This window comes from Salinisphaera sp. LB1, from assembly GCF_003177035.1.
GTDB lineage: Bacteria > Pseudomonadota > Gammaproteobacteria > Nevskiales > Salinisphaeraceae > Salinisphaera.
This window is the reverse complement of sequence record NZ_CP029488.1, coordinates 3,317,466-3,339,418: the sequence shown is the minus strand read 5'-3', so window position 1 is coordinate 3,339,418 and position 21,953 is coordinate 3,317,466. Positions and strand designations below refer to the sequence as shown.

The window sequence follows — 21,953 nt, the reverse complement described above, 5'->3', positions numbered from 1 at the left end:
GCGACGATCGAAACCTATATCAACTTCCGGGAATACTTCATGGCCGAGCCCATCGTCCAGATCGAGAACGTCCACAAGCATTTCGGCGATCTACATGTGCTCCGCGACGTCAACATGACGGTCAGCAAGGGCGAAGTGGTCGTGGTCATCGGTGCCAGCGGTTCGGGCAAATCGACATTGATTCGCTGCGTGAATGCGCTCGAGGCTTTCGAGGCCGGCCGCATCGTGGTCGATGGCATCGAACTCCTGCCCGACCGCAAGATGGGGTCGGGTGGCCAGCAATCGATCCGCACGGTGCGGCGCGATGCGGGCATGGTGTTTCAGCAGTTCAATCTGTTCCCGCACATGAGCTGCATCGACAACATCACCCTGGCGCCGATCAAGGTGCGCGGCCGCGGGCAGCAGGAGGCGCGCCAGGAAGCCATGGAGTTACTTGAGCGCGTGGGTATTCAGGATCAGGCGGGAAAATATCCCGGCCAGCTCTCCGGCGGGCAGCAGCAGCGACTGGCGATCGCGCGTTCCCTGGCAATGCATCCCAACGTCATGCTATTCGACGAACCCACGTCGGCGCTGGACCCGGAAATGGTCGGCGAAGTGCTCGATGTGATGCGCGAACTGGCCAAGAGCGGCATGACCATGATCGTGGTTACCCACGAAATGGGATTCGCACGTGAGGTCTCCGAACGGGTGATTTATATGGACCACGGCGCCATCGTGGAGGAAGGTACCCCCGAGCAGCTCTTTTCAGATCCGCAGAGCGAACGCACTCAGTCGTTCCTCGCCCGCGTGCTGCACCATTGATTTGCGCCGCGTGCGGCCATGCCTTGTCCGCAGGTTCACGGTCCGGCACGCATCGCGCGCGTTGACGCAGCAAGACTGGCCATTCCCACACTGCTGTCAGCTCCGTATGGCAGTTGCATGCGACATGTCATCGCCTCGCGGAGACGCCGTCCGCCTTCCCTATCGTGCCGTGCTGTGAGCGTTGCACGATACGCCGATGCATCCATGGCGACTGCTTGATCTTTTATCGTGCGGAGGCGGGAAGAATGGCCGTGTTGCACGTCCGACACGGCGCCATGGCTTATGCTGCGATTGTCGTTACCGAATAGCTCTCGCGTTCGCTTGATCGAGCTCGGCGAGCGTGCGCTTGTCGCCGGGGATTAACGTGAAAACAACGACAGACCACGGTTTCCCGGCCCGGCTCAGCCGCCTCTTTGTTCGGCCCACCCGGCATACGGTAACTCGCTCACCACGCATCCTTTTCCGCGTGATGTCAGCTTTGCTAATCGCAGTTCTCTCCGATCAGGTAACGGGCCGGTACCGCGAGGCTCCGAAAGCTTTTACCCATGGCAATCGACGTCCGAAAGCCACGGATATTGGGGTCGTTTAAAAACAGTCGCCGGGTCATGGCTTCGAAGTCGTTCATATCGCGCGCTACCGAGATCAACACAAAATCGCCCTCGCCGGTCACGTAATAGCATTGCTGGACAAGATCGTCGGCCATGGCTTTGCGGCGAAAGGCATCAATCTGGTCGCCCTGATCCCGCTCAAGCTCGACGAAAATAATGAACGTCATAGACACATTGAGCGCTTCGGCATCGACTTCGGCCACCTCGCGTTTGATAACCCGCGTGTCACGAAGCTTTTTGATACGGCGCTGCACTGCAGGCACAGACAGCGATACGGCGTCGGCGAGGCGGTCCAGCGGCTGCCGGGCATCCTGCTGGAGCAGATCGAGCAAGTGGCGGTCCTTATCATCCATAGGTTGCAAAATTACATCGTAAACAGTCGTCGAAACAAAAAAATCGGTCGCCAGATCCGATGATTACGCAACCTGGCCTCATCGGCGCACGTCATTATGAAGCTGTGGCGGCGAACCACTCGTTTCGGATTAATGCCAGGGATGCTGCCTCCTTTCATGCCCATTTGATCATCGGCGCGACGCCGCGCTCTGCGAGAACACGGACACAGCCGGTGCGTCGGATTTCCTACCCAGCCCGCAACGACCATGAATGACCGATCCTTCTGGCTCTACATCCGTAATTTCGTCGCCCGCACGGGCGGGACTTATTGGCTCCTCGTTCGGGTTGTCGTGCCGGCGATGCTCGTTGTCAAGATCGCTTCAGAGCTGGGCCTGGTGCAGGAGTTCGCGGATCTGTTGGCGCCGATACTCGGCGTTATCGGCTTGCCGGGCGAGGCCGCTGTGGTCTGGGCAACCGCGCTGGTCACCAACTTGTTCGCTGGCGTGGTGGTGTTCCTCCAAATCGCTACGCCGGATGCGTGGACGACGGCCCAGGTCTCCGTACTCGGGTTGATGATGTTATTCGCGCATGCCTTACCGGTGGAATGTGCGGTCGCCAGAATGAGCGGTCTGCCCGTGTGGTATTCGATGACGCTGAGGGGGGGCGCCGCCCTGTTATCCGGCTACCTGACCATGCTTGCCCTGTCCACGTCAGGCCTGTGGCAGACGCCTGTCACGGCCGAATTTTCCGCGCTGTATAGCGCACAAGCCCAGTCGCTCTCGGCCTGGACACAGTCCCAACTCAAGACGCTGGCAACGATCTACGTGGTCATCGCGGTGATGACGCTGGTCCTTGATCTGATCCGTCGAACGGGTTTCGATCGCGCCATTGCTCTTCTGCTCACCCCCTTTTTTCGCGTTATCGGATGCCATTCTGAAGCATCTGACATGACGATTGTCGGGCTGACACTTGGACTGAGCTACGGTGCCGGTCTGATGGTTCAGGAAGCAAAAAGCGCCCATGTGAGCGCATACGACCGCACCTCTGTTTTATCCTTTCTCAGCCTTTCCCACAGCCTTATTGAAGACACGTTGGTCATCGCGCTAATGGGCGGATCGCTGCTGATACTTCTACTCGTCCGGCTGTTGTTGACCTTCGCGCTCGTGATCGTTCTGCGTGTCGGGCACGTGTTTACATGGTTGGCAAGGATGGAACATGCCGTTAGCTGACCTCGAAAATGCTCGGACGGGCTGGTCAACGCCAACCGCAGCTGAAGGGCAAGTGTCGAATTACCCGATTCGATGGCCGTCCTGCGTAACGTGCAACAACACCGACGCCGATAAAATCCCCTGCGTCATGTCACCTCACCAGGGTTAGCGCCCTACCCGCCCGTCATCTGATACGCCGGCCCGGGGAGATCGAATCTCAACGGTTCGCCATGCCTCTGACTCACGACGAACACGTTTTCGGGTACGCATCCCATGAGCTGAATGTAGAATCCCCGGCTCCGACGAATATCCACACCCCCCTCAACCCCTTCATTTTTAGGTCATATCGCCTCATGCGGAAGTCAGTTCTCTGTTCGTGCCTGTTCCTTGTCTTTGTCGCCACCGGGGCAGCGCAGGCGGCCGACACGCCGTCCGCGCCGCCGCTGATCGTGCCGCATATGGCGCCGCTGGGCGCCAAGTCTTATGTGCTGATGGACTATCGAACGGGCCGGATACTGGCGGCGAAGAATAAGGATAAGGAGCTGGCACCCGCGAGCACGACGAAGCTGATGACCGCGTTCGTGGTGTTCCGGGCACTCAAGCGTGGGCGGATCACGCTCGACACGAAGTTCCGCGTGAGCAAGAAGGCCTGGCATGAAGGCGGCTCGCGGATGTTCCTCAAGGTCGGCTCGCACGTGAGCGTCGACAATCTGCTGAAAGGCATGCTGGTGCCCTCGGGCAACGATGCGGCAATGACGCTGGCGGAAGGTGTCAGCGGTAGCGAGCAGGCATTCGTGGCGCGGATGAATCGCGACGCCCGCCAGCTCGGCCTGCACGACACGCATTACACCGATCCCAACGGCCTGCCCCGCCCCGGCCTGCATAGCTCGGCGCTCGATCTGGCCAAGTTGTCGCGGGCGATCATTCGCCGGTTCCCCAAAGAGTACGCGCGCTTTTTTGCCGTGAAATCATTCACCTGGAACAACATTCATCAGAATAACTACAACAAGCTGTTGTGGCGCGATCCGAGTGTCGATGGGTTGAAGCCGGGCTATGTGAGCGCGGTGGGCTATAACCTCGCGGCTTCGGCGAAGCGCCATGGCATGCGGCTGATCGGTGTGGTGATGGGCGCAGACAAGCCCAAGGCATCGAGTGCGGCGAACTACATCAACCTGGCACAGGTGACCGGCTCGCTGCTGGACTATGGCTTCCACAATTACGCCACGCACAAGATGTACGCGGCGGGACAGTCCGTATTCAAGGCGCCCGTCAAACACGGCGATCAGGACAAGGTCGCGCTGGGGCTGCGAAAGACGCTTTACGTGACGGTACCGCGCGGGCAATACGCCCAGTTGAAGGCGAGCGTGAAGTTGCCCGGTTCGATCACGGCGCCCGTCAAGCAAGGGCAATCGATCGGGCACCTGGTCGTGAAACTGGGGCCGCGCGTTGTAGCCCGGGCCCCGCTCGTCGCGTTGGCGGGGGATAAGCGCTATAGCTTTTGGTAGCACGCGCGTGCCCGCGAGCCCCGGGAAGCCGGCCGCGCGGCGCGCATGCGTTTGTAATGCCCGGCCGAACTTCCGTCGTAGCACCGGATGTTTACCGGCTGGCGCCGATGTCCGCCGCGGCAGCAACGCCCGTGGCGCGGTTTATGTCTCGGGGTCGCCGGTCAGGCGCTTGCGCAATTCGTGTTTCTGGATCTTGCCGGTGGCGGTTCGGGGCACGTCTTCGAAAATGAAGCGGCGCGGGATCTTGTACGAGGCCAATGTATTTCGACAGTGTTGTTCCAGTTCCTCACTGGTGGCTGTTTGCCCCGCGGCGAATTCAATGAACGCGCAGGGCGTCTCGCCCCACTTGTCGTGATGCATTGCCACGACGGCGGCCACCGCGACCGCCGGATGCTTGTACAGGGCTTCCTCGATCTCGATTGACGAGATGTTTTCGCCGCCGGAGATGATGATGTCCTTGGACCGATCCTTGAGCTGGATATAGCCATCCGGGTGCACGACACCAAGATCGCCCGAGTGGAACCAGCCGCCGGAAAACGCCTTTCGATTGGCCTCGGGATTACGGAAGTAGCCCTTCATGACCGCGTTGCCGCGAAACATGACTTCGCCGACGGTTTGGCCGTCCCGCGGGACGATTTCCATGGTCTCCGGGTCCATCACCTCGAGTCCTTCGAGTGGCGGGTAGCGCACGCCCTGACGGGCCTTTCGCGCGGCTCGCGTCTTTGGATCGAGCGCATCCCAATCCGGCTTCCACTCGTTGACCACAGCCGGGCCATAGGTTTCGGTCAGACCGTAGAGCTGCGTCACGTTGAAACCAGCGCTCTCCATTTCGGCCAGCACTTTCTCCGGCGGCGGCGCCGCGGCGGTGAAGAACTCCACCGTCCGGTCGCCCGGGCGCGCCCGCTCCGGCGCCGATGCGACCAACAGGGACATCACGGCCGGCGCACCGCACATATGCGTGACCCCGTGTTCGGCGATCGCCCGCCATATGGGTTCCGCGCGGACCTGGCGCAGGCATACGTGCGTGCCGAAGACCACCGACATCGTCCACGGGAAGCACCATCCATTGCAGTGGAACATGGGCAGCGTCCACAAATACACCGGATACCGCGGCATGTTGGAGATCAGGGCGTTGCCCTGGGCGAGCAGATAGGCACCGCGGTGATGGTAGACCACTCCCTTGGGATCGCCTGTGGTTCCGGACGTATAACTGATCGAAATCGCGTCCCACTCGTCTTCGGGCATGAGCCATTCGTAGTCCGCGTCGCCCGTGGCAAGAAACGACTCGTAGTCGAGCCCGTTAGACGTATTCTCTGTCGCGCCGGGCGCCTCGGGATCGTCGTAGACGATGAGCATCGGCGTTACCGCCACCGTAAGATCGAGCGCCGACCGGGCCAGGGGCAACAGCTCGCCGTCGACAATCAGGGCGCGTGAACCCGCATGCTCGAGCTGGAAAGCCAGTGTTTTGGCATCCAGACGTGTGTTGATCGCATGCAAAACGGCGCCGCACATCGGCACGCCGTGGTGGGCTTCGAGCATCGCGGGCACGTTCGGCAGTAGCACGGAAACGGCATCGCCCCGGCCCACGCCCTTTCCGGACAATGCGGAGGCGAGCTGTCGGGCGCGGCTATAAAACTCGCGGTAGGTGTAGCGCAATTCGCCATGAATGATGGCAAGGCGATCGGGCATCACGCTCGCCGCGCGCTCAAGGAAGGTCAGCGGTGTCAGCGGCTGGAAATTGGCCGGGTTCCGATCGAGATCGACATTGAACGGATGGGTCACGATATCGCTCCTGAGGCGAGGCGCTAACGGTTGGACCACTGCGGGGCGCGCTTGTCCAGAAAGGCGTTGATCCCCTCCTCGGCGTCGTGCGCGAGCATGTTCTCGACCATCACACCCGCGGCGTATTCGTATGCTTGTGCCAGCGGCATCTCGCGCTGCCGATAGAAAGCCTTCTTGCCGGTCGCGAGGGTCAGGCCCGATTTCGCGGCCACTTGACGCGCCACGCCGTCCACATGAGACGTCAGCTCGTCCGCCGGGACGACTCGATTGACCAGTCCGATCTCGGCTGCCCTTTCGGCTGTTATCAGATCGCCGGTCAGCAGCATCTCCATCGCGTGCTTGTTCGCCACATTTCTCGACAGCGCAACCATCGGCGTGGAGCAGAACAGGCCGATATGAACACCGGGGGTGGCGAAACGCGCCTGCGGGCCGGCGTACGCGAGATCACAACTGGCAACCAACTGACAACCGGCGGCGGTGGCCACACCCGTGACCTCGGCGATGACCGGCTTGGGGTTGTTTACGATCGCCTGCATCACACCGGAGCAACGGGCCATCAGTTGACCGAAGTAGGCGCGGCCCCGATCCGGTGCCTGCCGCGCGGCCGTGATCTCCCTGAGGTCGTGCCCGGCACAAAAGGCCGAGCCATGGGCCGCCAGCACGATCACGCGGACCGACTCGCGCGCCGCCGCCCGGTCCAGCGTCTCCCGCAGGCGGGCGAGCATGGCCTCGGAAAGCGCGTTGCGGCGAGCGACATCGTTCAATGTCAGCCGGAGAATCCCCCGGTCGTCACACGCTTCCAGGAGTATGTCGTCGTGTTGCTCGGCGCGTTGTTCTCGCTGCATGGCTGAATCTCCAAATCGGGCCGTTAACTGCCGAAATCAAACCCTGCAAAACCGAACCGTCCCGACTCCAGGCTCGTCGCACTGGCCCCACTCGGGTTGGCATCGTCCACACAGTCCAGCCTACCAACTCCCGGGCACAGAGCCATCACTGCGCTCGTGATATCCGCCCGGCCGCAGGCGTTGTTGCGCCGGTTATTGCGGGGACCGCGGGCGCGTTCACGCAGCGCAAGGTCTGTCCACAAGGCCTGGCTATTTCGTCGCACCCGGCAACGCATCACACGCCCATATAGGCCTTGCGAACCTCCGGATCTCGGGCGACTTCGCGCGACGGGCCCTGACTATGCAGCCGGCCCTCGGCCAGTACATAGGCATAATCGGACAGCGCCAGTGCAAGGTGCAGGTTCTGTTCGACCAGAAGAATGGTCAGTCCCTCGGACTTCAGCTCGCGCAGGGTCCCGAACAGTTGCTGCGTGAGCAACGGCGACAGCCCGAGCGACAGTTCATCGATGATGAGCACCTTGGGATCGGCCATCAGGCCCCGGGCGACCGCCAGCATCTGCTGCTCGCCGCCGGAGAACGTGCCGGCCTTCTGGTCTCGGCGCTCCTTCAGGCGCGGGAAATAGTTATACACGCGCTCGAGGCTGGCCGAGAATTTCTGCCGCGCGCGCTTGGCGTAGGCGCCGAGTTCGAGGTTTTCCTCGACCGTCATGTCATTGAACAATTGCCGGCCTTCGGGCACCAGAATCAGCCCACGGCTGGCCTTGTCGTGCGCCGACAAACGCGTCACGTCCTCACCGTCGAAACGCACCCGGCCGCGCCAGGCGCTGATACTGCCGGTGGCCGCGCGCAGCAATGTTGTCTTGCCGGCACCGTTGGCACCGACCAATGTGGTCATGCCATGCGGCTGCACCTGCAGGCTCACGCCCCAGAGCACCTGGAGCTCGCCGTAACCGGATTCCACATCCTCGAGTTGCAATAGGGCTTCGCTCACGACTCCTCCATCAGGCGGTTGGCCAGGTCGGCATCGCCGAGATAGGCCTCGATGACAATCTTGTCGTGGGCGATTTCCTCCGGCTGGCCCTCCGCCAGTTTCTCGCCGAAGTTCAATACCATGATCCGATCCGACAATTGCATGATCACCTGCATGAGATGTTCGATCATCAGGATCGAGATACCGCGCTCCTCGCGGATGCGCCGGATGACGCCGATCATGTGTTCCACCTCGGTCGGATTCAGGCCCGCCAGGGTTTCATCGAGCAGCAACAACTGCGGCCGCCCGGCCAGAGCGCGCGCGATTTCGAGCCGTTTCTTGCTGGCGATGTTCAGATGCCCTGCCAGCATTTCGGCACGATCGGCCAACCCCACGGTTTCGATACTTTCACGGGCCGCCTTGGCCGCCGCCTTCAGCGGCAGATGCTCGGCTCCGAAACAGGCGCCGACGGTGACGTTATCCAGCACCGTCATATCGTTGAGCGGTTTCACAATCTGATGCGTGCGAGCGAGCCCTTTGCGAACCACGTTATACGGCGCCATACCCGTGATCGTCTCGCCCTTGAACACCACCTCGCCGGTGTCCGGCGGAATCACGCCGTTGATCAGGTTGAACAGCGTCGTCTTGCCGGCGCCGTTCGGGCCGATCAGGCCGAATATTTCACCTTCGGCGATCTCGAAATCGACACCGTTGACCGCCTGAACGCCGCCAAAGCGTTTGCTGAGTCCGCTGACTTCCAGTATCGCGCTCATTCAATCACCTTGCGTAGCCGGGGCACGCGGCGATAGACCCAGCCCATGAAGCCTTCCGGCAGGAACAGCACGATCAACAGCAACAGGATGCCGGCCACCACCAGCTGGAACTGCGAAAAAGTCGACGACACCAGCAGATAGCCGCGGAACTGCTCGTAGGCGAAGGCGCCCAACGCCACGCCGAGGACCGTGCCCTGGCCGCCGAGCATCAGCATCACGATGGCCTCGATCGACAGCGTCAAGTCGAACGCCTGCTCGGGCAGAATCACCCCGTTCTTGAAGAAATAGATCGTGCCGGCCATGGCAGGAATGAAGGCGGAGGCGGCGTAGGTCAGGCTTTTGTACAGTGGCGCTTTCACACCCAGAACCTGTGCTGCGTCCTCATCCTCGCGAATGGCGAACAGGCCCAGCCCGAAGCGCGAACGCTTGATCACCAGACTCAGGATCATGGACAGCGCCATGAGCGCAATCATGGCGAAATAGGCCAGCCACAGCGCGTGCCGGGCTCCACCCAACGCGTTGAAGCTCGAAAACGACAGATACATTCCGCTGGCGCCCCCGAACGGCTGAAAATTGGTGACGAACGCCTTGACCGCCTCGTTGACGCCGATCGTGGCCAGTGCGAAATAGGCGCCGCGCAGCCGCAGAATGCCGCTGCCCAGGACCAGCGCCAGCAGGCTCACCACGCAACCCGCGATCAGGCACGCCGGCCACAGCGACCAATGCAGCGTGTTGACCACATACAAACCGATGTAGCCGCCGAGGCCGAAGAACGCGATATTGCCGAAATTGACGTAGGCGGTGTAGCCGATCATCAGATTCAGATTCGACGCGAGGATGATATACACCGCCCCCAGCAGCAGGCTTTCGCGCAGGGCGATGTCGCCGGTCACCGCGGGGATCAACGCAAATGCCGCCGCGATCAGCAGAATGATCCACAATGTGGGTCGCTTGAGAATCATCGCTTACCCCGCCCGAAACGCAGCAGGCCCTTCGGGAAGAGCACCAGAATAAGAACGAACAGCGTGAACTCGATCACCGGGGTCCAGCTGACATCCACAAACGGCGCGCTGACGCCCTCGATCAAACCGAGCAGGATGCCGCCCAGCAACGCGCCGGCGGGATCGCCCAAACCGCCGAGCACGACCACCACGAAGCTCTTGAGCTCGTAATTTGCGCCCGACAGGATGGTGAACGGAAACAGCGTGGCGATCAGCAGCCCGGCCGCCGCGGCCACCGCAATACCGATCCCGAAGGATATAGCCAGCACCCACTGGGTATTGATGCCCATCAGCTCGGCAGCCTGACGGTTATTGGCCACCGCGCGGATGGCCTTGCCCAGCCGGGTGTAATAAAGAAATGCGTACAGCAGGCCGGCGAGGATCACGGCCAGTGCCGCCGCCACCAGCTGGGTACCGGGAATGGTATAGCCATGCAGGCTCGCCGTCAGCTGCGGCACGCTCACGTCCACGTTGTACGGGCTGGTGCTCCAGACCGCGGTGCCGATACCGATGATGATCATGTTTACGGCAAATGTGGCCAGCAGGGTCATCAGGTCGGAACCACCAATCACCCGGTGAACCGCAATCCAGTACACCCCCACCCCGAACACGAATCCACCGGCGAGCACTACAGGAATGGACAAATAAGGATTGAGTCCGGCCGCTGTTACCAGAAAATACAGCGCGAACATGCCCAGGGCGATCGTGGCCCCGTGCATCAGGTTGATCACGTTCATCACGCCGAAAATAAGCGTGAGCCCGATGGCCGCGAGCCCATAGATCGCGCCCACGAGCACTCCGTTGACCAACGAAGCGATCAAGTCATAGAACATTGAGACGGCCCCTGCCGTGGATGACGCCACCGGGTCAGGGCCAGCGCTGGCCCCGACCCGGATCCGGACCCGGATTTAGTGCGATTTCTTCAGCGGATACACGATCGCGGCATTGCTGGCCGACTTCGGCCAGACCACCTTGCTTTCGAGTTTGCCGTCACTGCCCTGCTGCCACTGTGCCAGCACCATATCGTGGCCGATCTGCAGCCCGTGCTCGTCGGCCTTGGTGGCAAAGCGAATATGGCCGTAGAACGTGGTCGCGTCCATCGCGTTCAGCGTCTTGGCGACCGCGGCGGTCTTGATCGAACCCGCCTGCTCGATGGCATGCTGCAGCACCAGACCCGCCGCGTAGCCGCCGGCGGCATGATAGCCGGGCGTGGTGTGGTATTTGTTCTGGAACATCGTGGTGAACTGCGACGCGGTCGGCCCGAAGTCCGGCTTATAGGCCACGCTGGGTTCCCACTGCGACGGCACGGTCACGCCCTCGGCCGCTTCGCCCAGCGATGCGAACTTGGGGATATCCGGCGCCACCAGCAGGGAAATGAACTCCAGATTGGCTTTCTTGTCGTAGAGCTGGCGAGCCAGCGTACTGCCGTCGGCATAGTGCCCACCGCCAATCAGCACATTGGCGCCGGAGGACACGATCTTGTTGATGATCGGGCCGAAGTCCGTGGTGTCGGGCGAATAGGACTGGTTGAGTACGATATTCAGCCCCATCGACTTCGCCGCATCCGCCGCGCCGGCGGCTGCCCCCTGCGAGAAACCGTCGTTGGAGTAGACCAGCGCGATCTTCGCCTTCGGGTTGTTCGCCTTGACCACCTCCAGCGCACTCTTGAGGTATTGCGCGGCAGGCGTATACATCTGGAAGAGATACTTGTTGCCGAGCTTGTACGTCTTGCCCTCGGCGGCCCCGGTGGTCAGCATGATCTTGCCGAACTGCTCGGAAACCACGGCCGCGGTGGAGGTCAGGCCCGAGGAATACGGGCTGAATAGAAAGTCGGCATTATCCTGCAGGATCAACCGGCTATACAGCTGCTGCACGCGGCCGGCTTTCGACTGGTCATCGTAGTACTTGAGCTTGATCTTGTAGTCCGTGCCGCCGGCCTTGATGCCGCCATTGGCATTGACCTGATCGCGCCACATCTCGAAGCCGCGCAGCTGCGGGGTGGCGTCGGCGTTAAGCTTGCCCGTCTCCGACGAGGTAAAGCCGATGGTCAGGGTCTTGGCTTGGGCAAGACCCGCGGCGGGCAGCACGGCACTGGCCACCAGCAGTGCCGCCATTAATGATTTGCGCATTGTTGTTCTCCTCGATTGATCTCGTTCGAGTTAACCCGGACCGAATGGCCTGTCGGATATCCGGGCACGTACCCGAGACGACACGCAGGCCTGCGCCGACCCTCATATCGAGGCCGGACGGCAAGGAACCGAATTAACCTCCCCCAACGGCACGCCTGGCAGAAAGCGGGCTTGAGATAACTATAGGCGAATTGGATTCGGTTGTGGTCGATTTGGTGCAAATCGATTTGCCAAGCCAGAGCAAATGCCGGTCGCAACAAGCCGGGGCCACTGACTGGACCGCGGCCTTGGGGCGATTCCCGCCGGATGGAGACCGTCCCTGCGGCGGGTAAACGGGCACCCAAGGCGTTCGGGCCCGCCATTGGCGCGTCACCGTGTTTGATGAGCGCGGATGTGCCGGATGAATGGATCGCGACAAAATCATCGGGTCCGCTTGCGTCCAGGCCATGATCGCACGGCTCGCGCCCCTGTCACCGCTGATGCGCCGGCCGCTACACACCCACGCTCGCTTCATGGTTTCGTATAAGCAGTTCGGTCGGCAGCTCACATGATCGCCGACGATTGCTCGCCGGCCAGAACGGTGCCTCGCCTGAATGCCTCCATCAGCTCGGCCGGGCCGATACCCCATTCGGCGAGTTCGTCCCAGCGGATTGCATCGAAGTCGTCCTGCTCATGCCGGATGACGGTATGCAGGATGAGCCCGAGCGCGCCCTCGTATCGTAGCAAGGCCGCCGTGATCCTCGAACTCAGGGGCACCGGCTCGAGGATTTCCGCCAGCGGATGATCCAGCAGCGCATCCAGACAAGAGAAAAGCCCGACCGTGAATCCCGTTTCCGGGCCCTCGGGCAGCCGCGCGCACAGCAACTGACAGATCAGCCCGCGCGTGGCCGCGAGCTGATGCAGGGCATGCGGCTTGTCCTGCAGCCGCGATAGCGCCAGCAGGCTGGCCAGCGACCGAATACGCCCCAGGCCCAGAGCCATGACGGCCGCATTCAGGGAGGTGATCTCCGACAGCCGCCGATAGAGTGCCGAGTTGGCCAATTTCAGTAGCCGCAGGCTCAAGTAGGCATCGTTGCGAATGACGGCTGTCGTTTGGTCGAAACTGGCGTCGGGATCGTTCAATGCCGCGAGTAGCTGGATCACATGCAGTCGGCTGACCGGTATGGACCTGCCATACACCAATTCAGGCCGGGCGAGGAAATAGCCCTGGAAGAGGTCGCATCCGGCTCCGCAAGCTACCCTGTAGTCCTGCGGCACCTCGATCTTCTCGGCCAGCACGGTGAGACCGGGCCTGGCGGCCCGCAGCATCTCCACCGTCCGATTCAGTTCGCTTTCCGAAAAACTGGGGTATTCGAGCTTCACGATATCGGCGTAGGGCAACAACGGATGATCCGTCCCCTGCGCGTCGTAATCATCCAGTGCGATGCGATAACCCTGCTGCTTCAACTGCGTCAGCGCCCGCGTCACTGCTGGCGTCGCTGCCACATCCTCTAGCACTTCGATCACCAGCCGCGCGGGCGAAAACGGGATCTCGCCGAGCAATGTATCGCCGGTGAAATTCACGAATGCCGATGTGTGGTTGCAGATCTCTTCTATATCGCTTTCCATGAAGGCGTTGAGCAGCACGCGGCTGGTCGCGACGTTGCCATCGAACTCACTCGGCACGGTATCGGATGGCGTACGAGGTTCACGAAACAACAGTTCGAAACCGGCAACGCTTAGCGAACGATCGTAGATCGGCTGACGCGCAAAGAGAATTTCCAATTCTGTCGTGGCCATGAGCGTCCCTCATAACGCTGTGATCAACGGGGCGATGGCACCGTCACTTTTCCACGCATTCCCGATAGCGAAAAGGGGCAACCGTCAGATTCGTGCAGCGGGTGATCAATACACCCGCACTGTCTTTTCGCCGAAGTCAGCACCGCGATTCGACTTCGCACGAAACGACGACAGAGATCCTGGAGGCACTCGCTCTGGAAAGATCGAGACTGGTCCAGGTCGGGACTTGAATCGTCACGCCGTTGTCATATATCGGCGCGATATGACCGAACTTTACAGATGGCCGTGGCACCTTTTATCGAAGCCTGTCGGCCTCGAAGCAATACCGCCACGCGCGCTCGCCCAGGTGCCGATACGCCAGACTCGATCGCCGGATCGTTGCGCGCCGGAAACAACAGACACCTCGAAAACCCGAGCTGCGCTGAACTCGAAACGAACTCGCCACACACAAGAAAGCCCCCGGCCCAAACCGGGGGCTTTGGATCCCTGTCCGACCGGACGGTTCGAACAGGAAGTTGATGGGACCGTCGACTACTGCGCGATCATGAGCGACTTGCTGTTGACGAATTCGCGCATGCCGAAGCCACCGTGTTCGCGGCCGTAGCCACTGTCCTTGACACCACCAAACGGTAGGTTGGGTTGGGCGATGTAGTAGCCGTTGATGCTGACCATGCCGGTATCGAAATGGTCCCGCGCCAGACGCTCGGCACGCTTTTCGTCTTCCGAAAAGATGCCGCCGCCCAGGCCGTAGACCGAGTCGTTGGCAATACGAATGGCATCGGCTTCGTCCTTCGCCCGGATGAGCGAGGCGGCCGGGCCGAACAACTCACCATCGTAGGCCGGCATGCCGGGTTTGACGTTTTCCAGCACGGTGACCGGATAGAAGAAACCTTCAACATCCGGCACTTCGCCGCCGAGGGTACAGGTCGCGCCATTGGCGACCGATTCCTTGACCTGTTCGTGCAGCTTGTCGCGCAGGTCTTCGCGCGCGAGCGGGCCGAGCTGGGTGTTTTCGTCGGCCGGATCGCCGAATTCCACCTGCTTCATCTTTTCGACGTAAGCATCGCGGAACTTCTCGTACACCGCATCGACCACCACAAAGCGCTTGGCCGCCACGCAGGTCTGGCCGTTGTTGTTGATCCGGCCGGTAACACAGGCATCCACAGCCTTGTCGATATCGGCATCCTCGAGCACGAGAAAGGCGTCGTTACTGCCCAGTTCCAGCACTGTCTTCTTGAGATGCTGACTGGCATCGGCGGCGATCTTGCGGCCGGTCGCTGCACTGCCGGTGAAGGTGACACCACGCACAAGCGGATGCTTGGTGACCTGGCTGGCCTGTTCATCGTGAATATAGAGCACGTTGAACACGTTCTCGGGCAGGCCGGCCTCGCGGCAGATCTGCTCGAGCGCCTCGGCGCAGCCCCAGACGTTGGGCGCGTGCTTGAGCAACACGGTATTGCCGGCCATCAGATTGGCGATGGTATAGCGAATCACCTGATAGAACGGAAAGTTCCAGGGCTGGATGCCGAAAATGACGCCGATCGGCTGATGCGTGACCACTGCGCGGCCGCCGGGCAGATCGCGCGGCTCGTCGGCCAGCACCTGGGCGGCATGGTCGGCACTGTAGTCACAGATGCCCTTGCAGAGTTCAAGCTCGCCCGGCGCCTGACTGATGGGCTTGCCCATTTCGTCGGTCATCAGACGCGACAATCGATCCGTTTGCGAGACGAGCAGTTCGCCAATCTTGCGGACGATGGCACCGCGCTCGTCGAACGAACGCTGTTTCCAGTCGAGAAACGCCTCATGGGTCTGCTCGATCTTCTGCTGTAATTGTTCGTCCGTGATCGTGTCGAATTCACGGATGGTCTGGCCATTGGCCGGATTGATGCTCTTGACGGTGGCCGTCATACAGGACTCCAGAATTTTGGATTGGGCGCGAAGCGGGTCGACCATAATCGACCGCACGCCAATGCGTTCCGTATCTAGGTGCCGTTAAACGATCGGTTTTTCAAGGCAGGCGGCGATTTCCGGCGCGTTGTCTTGTGCCGCAAATGGGCAGACACGCGGGCCCCGTGGGTGCGAATTACCCGACTCGACCGCCTGCGGCGTACTCAATCGCCGTCGGATCTATCCCACGCCATCCAGGGGTGTCACCGGCGTGGGTTGCCCGCCCGCCGATAGCGCCGCCGTAGACACCACGCAATTACGGCCGCGCTGTTTGCTTTCGTATAGCCGCCGATCGGCGCGTTCCAGCGCACTGGCCAGCGTGTCGCCGGCGGCCAGCATGGTGACGCCGAAAGACGCGGTCACCCGCGACACGGGACCGATCGGGGCGTTGGCGATCGCCCCGCGCAGGCGTTCCGCCAGACGGCATACGCCAGTGATATCCGCACCCGGGATAACGACCAGGAATTCCTCGCCGCCCCAGCGCGAGACACAGGCGTCGGCCCGCAACAATTGTTTGCACCGGGCCGCGACGACGGTCAGAACCTGATCGCCGATGGTATGGCCGTAGGTATCGTTGATTGCCTTGAACCGATCCAGGTCGAACATGATCAAACCGGCCCCAACCTGCTCGACAAGACAGTCGCGCAGCACCTGCTCGCCCACGCGCCGGTTGTGGATGCCGGTCAAGGGGTCCTGGTTGATCAGCGCCTCCATCCATACGCGGTCGGAGACGAGGCGTTCTATCGTTCCGCTCATGCCGCGCAGAATCGGTAACAGGACCACGAGCATGACGGCCACCGGACCATAGGTCATCACCAGCGCCCTACCGCGGGGCGTCCACATCTCAGCGGGATGGCCGAACAGATACAGCAGAACCGGCACCCCGACCAGTATCCAGGCAAGCAAAGCCATGCCGAGCGCCTGCCGCCCCGGGAAGAAGATCATCACCATGACGATCAGCACCAGCAAAAGCGCCGATATCGGCGGCAACGTCGTGACCAGTTGGAGCCCGGGGGTCACGATCGCCTGGGTGGTGTAAAACCACGTCGGCACGATCAATGCCGCACTCGAAGCGAGCAGCGCGATTCGGGCGATGGCCAACAACCACCGCGGACGCCGGAGCAATGCGATAAGCAGCCCGGCGAACAACACAAACATCACCGGCGGGACGATCATGTCCAGCGGGCGATGCGGGGCACTGAGCACGTTCATCAGCGTGGCACTGGCCGAAGCAAACAGGGCCAGCGAAAGCAGGGTCGTAACCGCGGTATGGAGGTAACGTCCACTCGCAACATACCTCGGCATTGTCGTTACCCCGAAATCGCAAACAACAGAACGCGGCCCCTTGCCATCCCGCTGCAGGCCGACAATACAAGACCTTACCTCGCCCTTCTATTTTCAGGCGATCTCGGCACGCAATGGACGCGGGCCGGGGCCGGCCCGCCGGGTTCATTGGTCCCGGGTCGGCGTTCGGCCGGCCGCCGACCGGGGACCGGCCGGCGACGACCAACACGCCGAGAATGATACAACGTCCCCTCGACCGGAAGGGGTGATCGCAGGGCAGATCGAAGCGTCCGCGCGGACCGGTCGCCGAGGCCACGCTGTCGACACAGACCGTATGGCGCCCCGCCGGTTTGGCGCTGTCCAGACTGGTCTCAGCACGACAGACGCGCGCGCTGGCGTCAATGTCCGATTCCGCCGGATGCCAGCGGGCCACGCCGTTACGGATGGTGACAAACGCGGTGGGCCACCACAGCTTCGCGCCGGGCCTGCGCACAACGCCGTGCGCGCGACGAAGGTGGGCAGTATCGGCCCGTCGCCGGTGAACGGGGCCGCGGCGTGGCACCACCGGGCACGCGTCGGCCCGTCTCAACTGCGATCCCGGGCCAAGCCGCCGGGCGACGCTTGCAGGGCCGCGGCGACATCGCGTGCGTACGAACATTGCACACGCAGCGGCGCCAGAGCCGTTAAACTAGACGCTTCCGCGCCGAGCTGGCGCGGCGGTTTCCCGGCGCAACACGGCGCCCGAGTCTGCAGGCTTTGAATGTCCTCCCCCAGTACACCCGAAAACGATCGCATACCATTCTCGGCCATGGGCCTTTCCGATGCGGTCATGAAGGCGTTGGCCGACGTCGGTTACGAAACCCCTTCGCCCATTCAGGCCGCCACGATCGGCCCCCTGCTGGCCGGGCGTGATGTGCTGGGCCAGGCGCAGACCGGCACCGGCAAGACAGCGGCGTTCGCCCTGCCGATCCTGTCGAAGCTGCCCTTTGGCAAAGAGGCGGGCAAGCAGCCGCGCGCTCTGGTGCTGGCACCGACGCGCGAGCTGGCGATTCAAGTCGCCGAAGCATTCCAGCGCTATGCCTCGTTCATGCCGGGCTTCCATGTGCTGCCGATCTATGGCGGCCAGGGCTACGGGCCGCAGCTGGCCGCCCTCAAGCGCGGCGTGGACGTGGTGGTGGGCACGCCGGGGCGCGTGATCGATCATCTCAAGCGCGGCACACTGCGGCTGGACAGCCTGGAATGGCTGGTGCTGGATGAAGCCGACGAAATGCTGCGCATGGGCTTCATCGACGATGTCGAATGGGTGTTTGAAAACACGCCGCCCGAACGGCAGGTGGCGCTGTTCTCGGCCACCATGCCGAGCGCCATCCGCCGGATCGCCAAGACACACTTGCGCGATCCGCAGGAAGTCACGATCAAGACCCGCACCACCACCGCCGACAATATCCGGCAGCGCTACTGGATCGTGGGCGGCGGCATCAGCAAGCTTGAGGCGCTGACCCGGCTGCTGGAGGCCGAACCGTTCGACGCCATGCTGGTGTTCGCGCGGACCAAGAAGGCCACCGACGAGCTGGCCGAGAAGATCTCGGCACGTGGCTACGCCTGTGCCGCGCTCAATGGCGATATCGTCCAGGCGCAGCGTGAGCGCACGATCACCCAGCTCAAGAACAAGCAGCTCGATATCATCGTCGCCACCGATGTCGCGGCGCGCGGACTGGATGTGGATCGCATCAGCCACGTCATCAATTTCGATATCCCGCACGACACCGAGTCCTACGTGCATCGCATCGGCCGCACCGGGCGCGCGGGCCGCCAGGGCGATGCGATCCTGTTCGTGACCATGCGCGAGAAACGCCTGTTCAAGAACATTGAACGGGCCACGCGCCAGGCCATCGAGCCGATGGACGTGCCGACCATGGCCGACGTCAACGCACAGCGCGTCGAACGCTTCAAGCAGAGCATCACCGATACCCTCGAAGCGGGTGGCCTGGAGCCGTTCGTGGAACTGGTCGAAACCTACCGCCAGGAACACAACGTCGACCCGACCCGGCTGGCAGCCGCCCTGGCCCGGCTGGCCCAGGGCGGGGAACCGCTGTCACTGGAGGCCGCGCCCGTCGCCAAATCGGCCGGACAGGCCTTTCACGACAGCGACGACGGCGGCGACAGGCCGGCGCGCCGGAAACAACCCGCGACTGGCGCCCTGAGCATGGAAACCTTCCGCATCGAGGTCGGTCGCGAACACGGGGTCGAACCCCGCAACATCGTGGGCGCGATCGCCAACGAAGCCGGCGTGGACAGCAAGGACATCGGCCGAATCGCAATCCGGGACGACTTCAGCCTCGTCGACCTGCCCGGGGGTATGCCGGAAGAAGTCTTCGCGCATCTGAAAACCGTCTGGGTCGCCAATCGCCAGCTCGCGATCAGCCGGGTGAAGAACAGCTTTGGCAGCGCCGCCCCGGGCCCTCGGGCGAAACCGGCCGGCGCCAAGGACAAGCCGCGCCACAAGAAGTCGGCCAAGAAGAAGGCGGCGACCAAAAACAAGGGCAAACCCAAGCCGAAACCCAAAACACCGTAAGCGATGGGCCCTGCCCTGGCCCGCGACGCACTCGGCATCGCCGGCCTGTGTCGGCGCCAAGCCGGTCAGCGGCGTCGATTCGGAACACCCGGGCCCGCGCGGCGCACGGGGGCGGCCCGATGACAGCGACTACACGGCGTTCTCGGCGCGTGCCGCGGCGTTGCCGCGATCGAGTTCGTCGATCGCCTGCTTGCCACGCTGGCCGATGTCCTCGAGCCGCCGGATCTGTTCGTCGAGCTTCGGCAGGGCTTCGCGCCGGTACCGCGAGACTTCGTCGATGGCGCCGATGACATCGGCAAAGGCGTTTTCGAGCTGCGCCGTGTCCAGCATGGCCGAGGCACTGCGGTTCTGGATGTCCACGCCCTGCGAGCGCAGCTGTTTCGCCGTGCCGGCGATCATGTCCGAAGTGGTCTGGTTGAGCGATTCGATACGATCCAGCACGAGCCGCTGGTTGGCCAGCGCGAGCGCGGTCGTGACCGCCACGTTGAGCGCCGAAACCGTGACGTTGAGCGCACGATCCACCCCGCGCATCAGTTCCCGGTTGTTGCGGATGACCACCTCGAGCGCCAGCACACCCTGCTGGCTGACGGTGAGTTGCTGCTGCAGGTCGACGATGCGCTGGCGCAAAGGAAACAGCAGTTCCTCCTCGATGAACCGGCGCTTGGCGTTGTCCTCGGACAATTCCTCGGCCGCGGCTCTCAAGCGCCGGTCGATGAGCCGGCCGAGCTCGATCTGGCGCTGGAGCTGGCCGAGTGTTTCCCGCAGCGCATCCTGATCGTCGGCCAGCGTGAGATTGTCCCGGCGCAGCATATCCTTACCGGATTCCAGGTCGCGGATAATGGCATCGATGGCTTCCTGTGCGGTCTCGAACTTCTGGAAATAGCGCGCCAGGCGATTACCCACGCCGGGGATGAACGAAAAAGTACGCGCAAGCCGGCCATCGGCGAGCTTGTGGCGATTGGGGTTCAAGTCTTCCATACGCGTACGCAGCCCGACCAGCGCCTGGGCGACCGGCCCGCCGTCGCGCCCGTGCTCGGCGAGCTGGCGGATCGGCGTGTCGAGCATGGCGCTGCGGTGGGCCGCCTGACGCTGCACCTCGGCGCCCATCCCGTCCACGGCTTCGCGCTTGGCCTGCGCGCTCGCGGCCTCGGTCTCGTCCATGGCCAGCACATCCGCCACGAACGCATCCGCGGTACGCGCCAGCTCGGGATCCTCCGCCTCGGCTTCCGGGCGCGGGCGACTTTCCGACTCGATTTCGCTGGCGATCTCGTCGACCGGCAGCGACAGACTCAGCGGGCTGCGCGGCGTTCGCGCGCCACGGTCTCGATCAGGTGTTGTGTCCATAGCGCTCTGCCTTGTCGATGAAGCGTTTGAGATCGTTGAGCGCCTGCTCGGCGCCAACTTCGGCCCGCGGCCGGTCGGTGTTCACCCGCGACATCACCACCACTGCGTTGTCGAGTGTGGTCAGCGCGGTTTCGTTGGTCGCCGCCCGTTCGGCCAGGCGGCGCTCGGTGTCGGCCACCAGATCGAGCCGGCGTTGCAGCGCGTCGCGTTCATCGGCGACGCCGCGCGGGCCCATTTCGGCCAGGCGCCGGCGCACATAGGCGGCGTCGATACCGGCCACACCGGCCGCCAGTGCGCCCATGGCGCGCAGGTTATCCGCCGCCGTCAGCCCAACCTGCACCACCATGGCTCGCGAGCGATCGAAGGTCACCTCGCGCGCATCGAATTTGTCCCTCAGCACGTCGAGCACGCGGGTGTAGCGTGTATAAACGCGATCGGCATGACCGGCCAGATCGGCGCGCCGGGCCTCGAGCAGCGCCTGCTTGGCGCGACACAGCGCCAGCACGACGTCGTCGGCGTCCGCTGGCGGTGCGGCCGGATCCAGTTCGGCAACGCCCGCCTCGCGCCGGGCGCGCTCGGCATCGGCGCGCTGCTGGCGGGCCCGGGCTTGTGCCGCCGCCTGACGCCGTCTTGCCTCGCGCCGGGCGCGCCAACGGCGCCAACCGCGTTCCGCCGGGATCTCCACCGCCAGCGCCGCCAATCCGGCAACCCAGCCGAGAAAGCTCGGCGAGAAGCCACCCCAGAGCGAGGTCAGCCACAGCACGAACGCCAGAAACGGAATACCGAAGGCATAACGCAGGATGACGCGCCAGCGCGTTGGCGGCTCGGTGGGTACGGCAAGCCGCGGATCGAGCATGCCGGCGAGAAACCACGGCAGACAGGACAAAAACAGCCCGTATGCAAAGCCCTGAAGAAAATCGAACATGTCGTGCAGTTTAGGCCCTCGTATCGCACCGCGACAGGCCCCGGCGCCCCATCGCAACTACCCGCTTCAGAGCCTGCGGCAACTGGCTCCCAATCGCCGATATGGGGGCATATCCACCCGTGCGCAAAACACCCACCGGCGCGT

Annotated in this window: 18 protein-coding genes; 5 read left to right on the top strand and 13 right to left on the bottom strand. The window is 62.8% G+C overall.

All coding sequences use genetic code 11. The features are described 5' to 3' along the window. Positions 1-39 precede the first annotated feature (39 nt). Both SALB1_RS14955 and SALB1_RS20000 read left to right on the top strand, forming a co-directional pair. Positions 40-801, top strand: a complete 762-nt coding sequence (locus SALB1_RS14955; protein WP_109994568.1) for an amino acid ABC transporter ATP-binding protein — start codon at positions 40-42, stop codon at positions 799-801. 113 nt (positions 802-914) lie between these two features. Continuing rightward, on the top strand, positions 915-1,109 hold the full coding sequence (locus SALB1_RS20000) for a type II toxin-antitoxin system RelE/ParE family toxin (protein ID WP_109994567.1): 195 nt from the start codon (positions 915-917) through the stop codon (positions 1,107-1,109). Positions 1,110-1,282: 173 nt separating this feature from the next. On the opposite strand, the gene SALB1_RS14945 is transcribed toward SALB1_RS20000, so the two are convergent. Further along, positions 1,283-1,762 (bottom strand): Lrp/AsnC family transcriptional regulator, encoded by a 480-nt coding sequence (locus SALB1_RS14945; RefSeq protein ID WP_109994566.1) that lies wholly within the window; start codon positions 1,760-1,762, stop codon positions 1,283-1,285. A 246-nt stretch (positions 1,763-2,008) separates the two neighbouring features. On the opposite strand from SALB1_RS14945, the gene SALB1_RS14940 reads away from it, so the two are divergent. Continuing rightward, a complete protein-coding gene (locus SALB1_RS14940; protein ID WP_109994565.1) occupies positions 2,009-2,971 on the top strand; it encodes a hypothetical protein in 963 nt (320 codons plus the stop codon). Between the two features lie 209 nt (positions 2,972-3,180). Continuing rightward, a complete protein-coding gene (locus tag SALB1_RS14935; protein ID WP_109994564.1) occupies positions 3,181-4,455 on the top strand; it encodes a D-alanyl-D-alanine carboxypeptidase family protein in 1,275 nt (424 codons plus the stop codon). A 141-nt stretch (positions 4,456-4,596) separates the two neighbouring features. On the opposite strand, the gene SALB1_RS14930 is transcribed toward SALB1_RS14935, so the two are convergent. The 10 genes from SALB1_RS14930 to SALB1_RS14885 all read right to left on the bottom strand — a co-directional run bounded on the left by SALB1_RS14930 (position 4,597) and on the right by SALB1_RS14885 (position 16,986). Continuing rightward, positions 4,597-6,240: an acyl-CoA synthetase gene (locus tag SALB1_RS14930; RefSeq protein WP_179950739.1), complete on the bottom strand. Its 1,644-nt coding sequence runs from the start codon at positions 6,238-6,240 to the stop codon at positions 4,597-4,599. Between the two features lie 20 nt (positions 6,241-6,260). Further along, positions 6,261-7,082, bottom strand: coding sequence for an enoyl-CoA hydratase (locus tag SALB1_RS14925; protein ID WP_109994562.1), 822 nt, complete (start codon positions 7,080-7,082; stop codon positions 6,261-6,263). Between the two features lie 274 nt (positions 7,083-7,356). Further along, positions 7,357-8,073 carry an ABC transporter ATP-binding protein gene (locus tag SALB1_RS14920; protein ID WP_199678822.1) on the bottom strand — a complete coding sequence of 239 codons (717 nt, stop codon included), beginning with the start codon at positions 8,071-8,073 and terminating at the stop codon, positions 7,357-7,359. Next, the gene (locus tag SALB1_RS14915) at positions 8,070-8,825 is read right to left on the bottom strand and encodes an ABC transporter ATP-binding protein (RefSeq protein WP_109994561.1); all 756 of its coding nucleotides are present in this window, start codon (positions 8,823-8,825) and stop codon (positions 8,070-8,072) included. Before SALB1_RS14915 ends, SALB1_RS14920 begins: the two co-directional genes overlap by 4 nt. Further along, positions 8,822-9,787 carry a branched-chain amino acid ABC transporter permease gene (locus tag SALB1_RS14910; RefSeq protein WP_109994560.1) on the bottom strand — a complete coding sequence of 322 codons (966 nt, stop codon included), beginning with the start codon at positions 9,785-9,787 and terminating at the stop codon, positions 8,822-8,824. The genes SALB1_RS14915 and SALB1_RS14910 overlap by 4 nt, the downstream gene beginning before the upstream one ends. Then, entirely contained in the window at positions 9,784-10,659 is an 876-nt protein-coding gene (locus tag SALB1_RS14905) for a branched-chain amino acid ABC transporter permease (protein WP_109994559.1), read from the bottom strand. Before SALB1_RS14905 ends, SALB1_RS14910 begins: the two co-directional genes overlap by 4 nt. 75 nt (positions 10,660-10,734) lie before the next feature. Continuing rightward, entirely contained in the window at positions 10,735-11,955 is a 1,221-nt protein-coding gene (locus SALB1_RS14900) for an amino acid ABC transporter substrate-binding protein (RefSeq protein ID WP_109994558.1), read from the bottom strand. Positions 11,956-12,498: 543 nt separating this feature from the next. Beyond that, on the bottom strand, positions 12,499-13,734 hold the full coding sequence (locus SALB1_RS14895; RefSeq protein ID WP_109994557.1) for an EAL and HDOD domain-containing protein: 1,236 nt from the start codon (positions 13,732-13,734) through the stop codon (positions 12,499-12,501). Positions 13,735-14,265: 531 nt separating this feature from the next. After that, positions 14,266-15,642, bottom strand: coding sequence for an NAD-dependent succinate-semialdehyde dehydrogenase (locus SALB1_RS14890; RefSeq protein ID WP_109995477.1), 1,377 nt, complete (start codon positions 15,640-15,642; stop codon positions 14,266-14,268). 219 nt (positions 15,643-15,861) lie between these two features. Beyond that, the gene (locus tag SALB1_RS14885; RefSeq protein WP_109994556.1) at positions 15,862-16,986 is read right to left on the bottom strand and encodes a diguanylate cyclase; all 1,125 of its coding nucleotides are present in this window, start codon (positions 16,984-16,986) and stop codon (positions 15,862-15,864) included. A gap of 739 nt (positions 16,987-17,725) precedes the next feature. On the opposite strand from SALB1_RS14885, the gene SALB1_RS14880 reads away from it, so the two are divergent. Beyond that, positions 17,726-19,540: a DEAD/DEAH box helicase gene (locus tag SALB1_RS14880; protein WP_109994555.1), complete on the top strand. Its 1,815-nt coding sequence runs from the start codon at positions 17,726-17,728 to the stop codon at positions 19,538-19,540. Positions 19,541-19,669: 129 nt separating this feature from the next. On the opposite strand, the gene SALB1_RS14875 is transcribed toward SALB1_RS14880, so the two are convergent. Both SALB1_RS14875 and SALB1_RS14870 read right to left on the bottom strand, forming a co-directional pair. Next, on the bottom strand, positions 19,670-20,884 hold the full coding sequence (locus SALB1_RS14875; protein WP_179950672.1) for a toxic anion resistance protein: 1,215 nt from the start codon (positions 20,882-20,884) through the stop codon (positions 19,670-19,672). Beyond that, on the bottom strand, positions 20,868-21,809 hold the full coding sequence (locus SALB1_RS14870) for a cobyrinic acid a,c-diamide synthase (RefSeq protein ID WP_109994554.1): 942 nt from the start codon (positions 21,807-21,809) through the stop codon (positions 20,868-20,870). Before SALB1_RS14870 ends, SALB1_RS14875 begins: the two co-directional genes overlap by 17 nt. Positions 21,810-21,953: the final 144 nt, after the last annotated feature.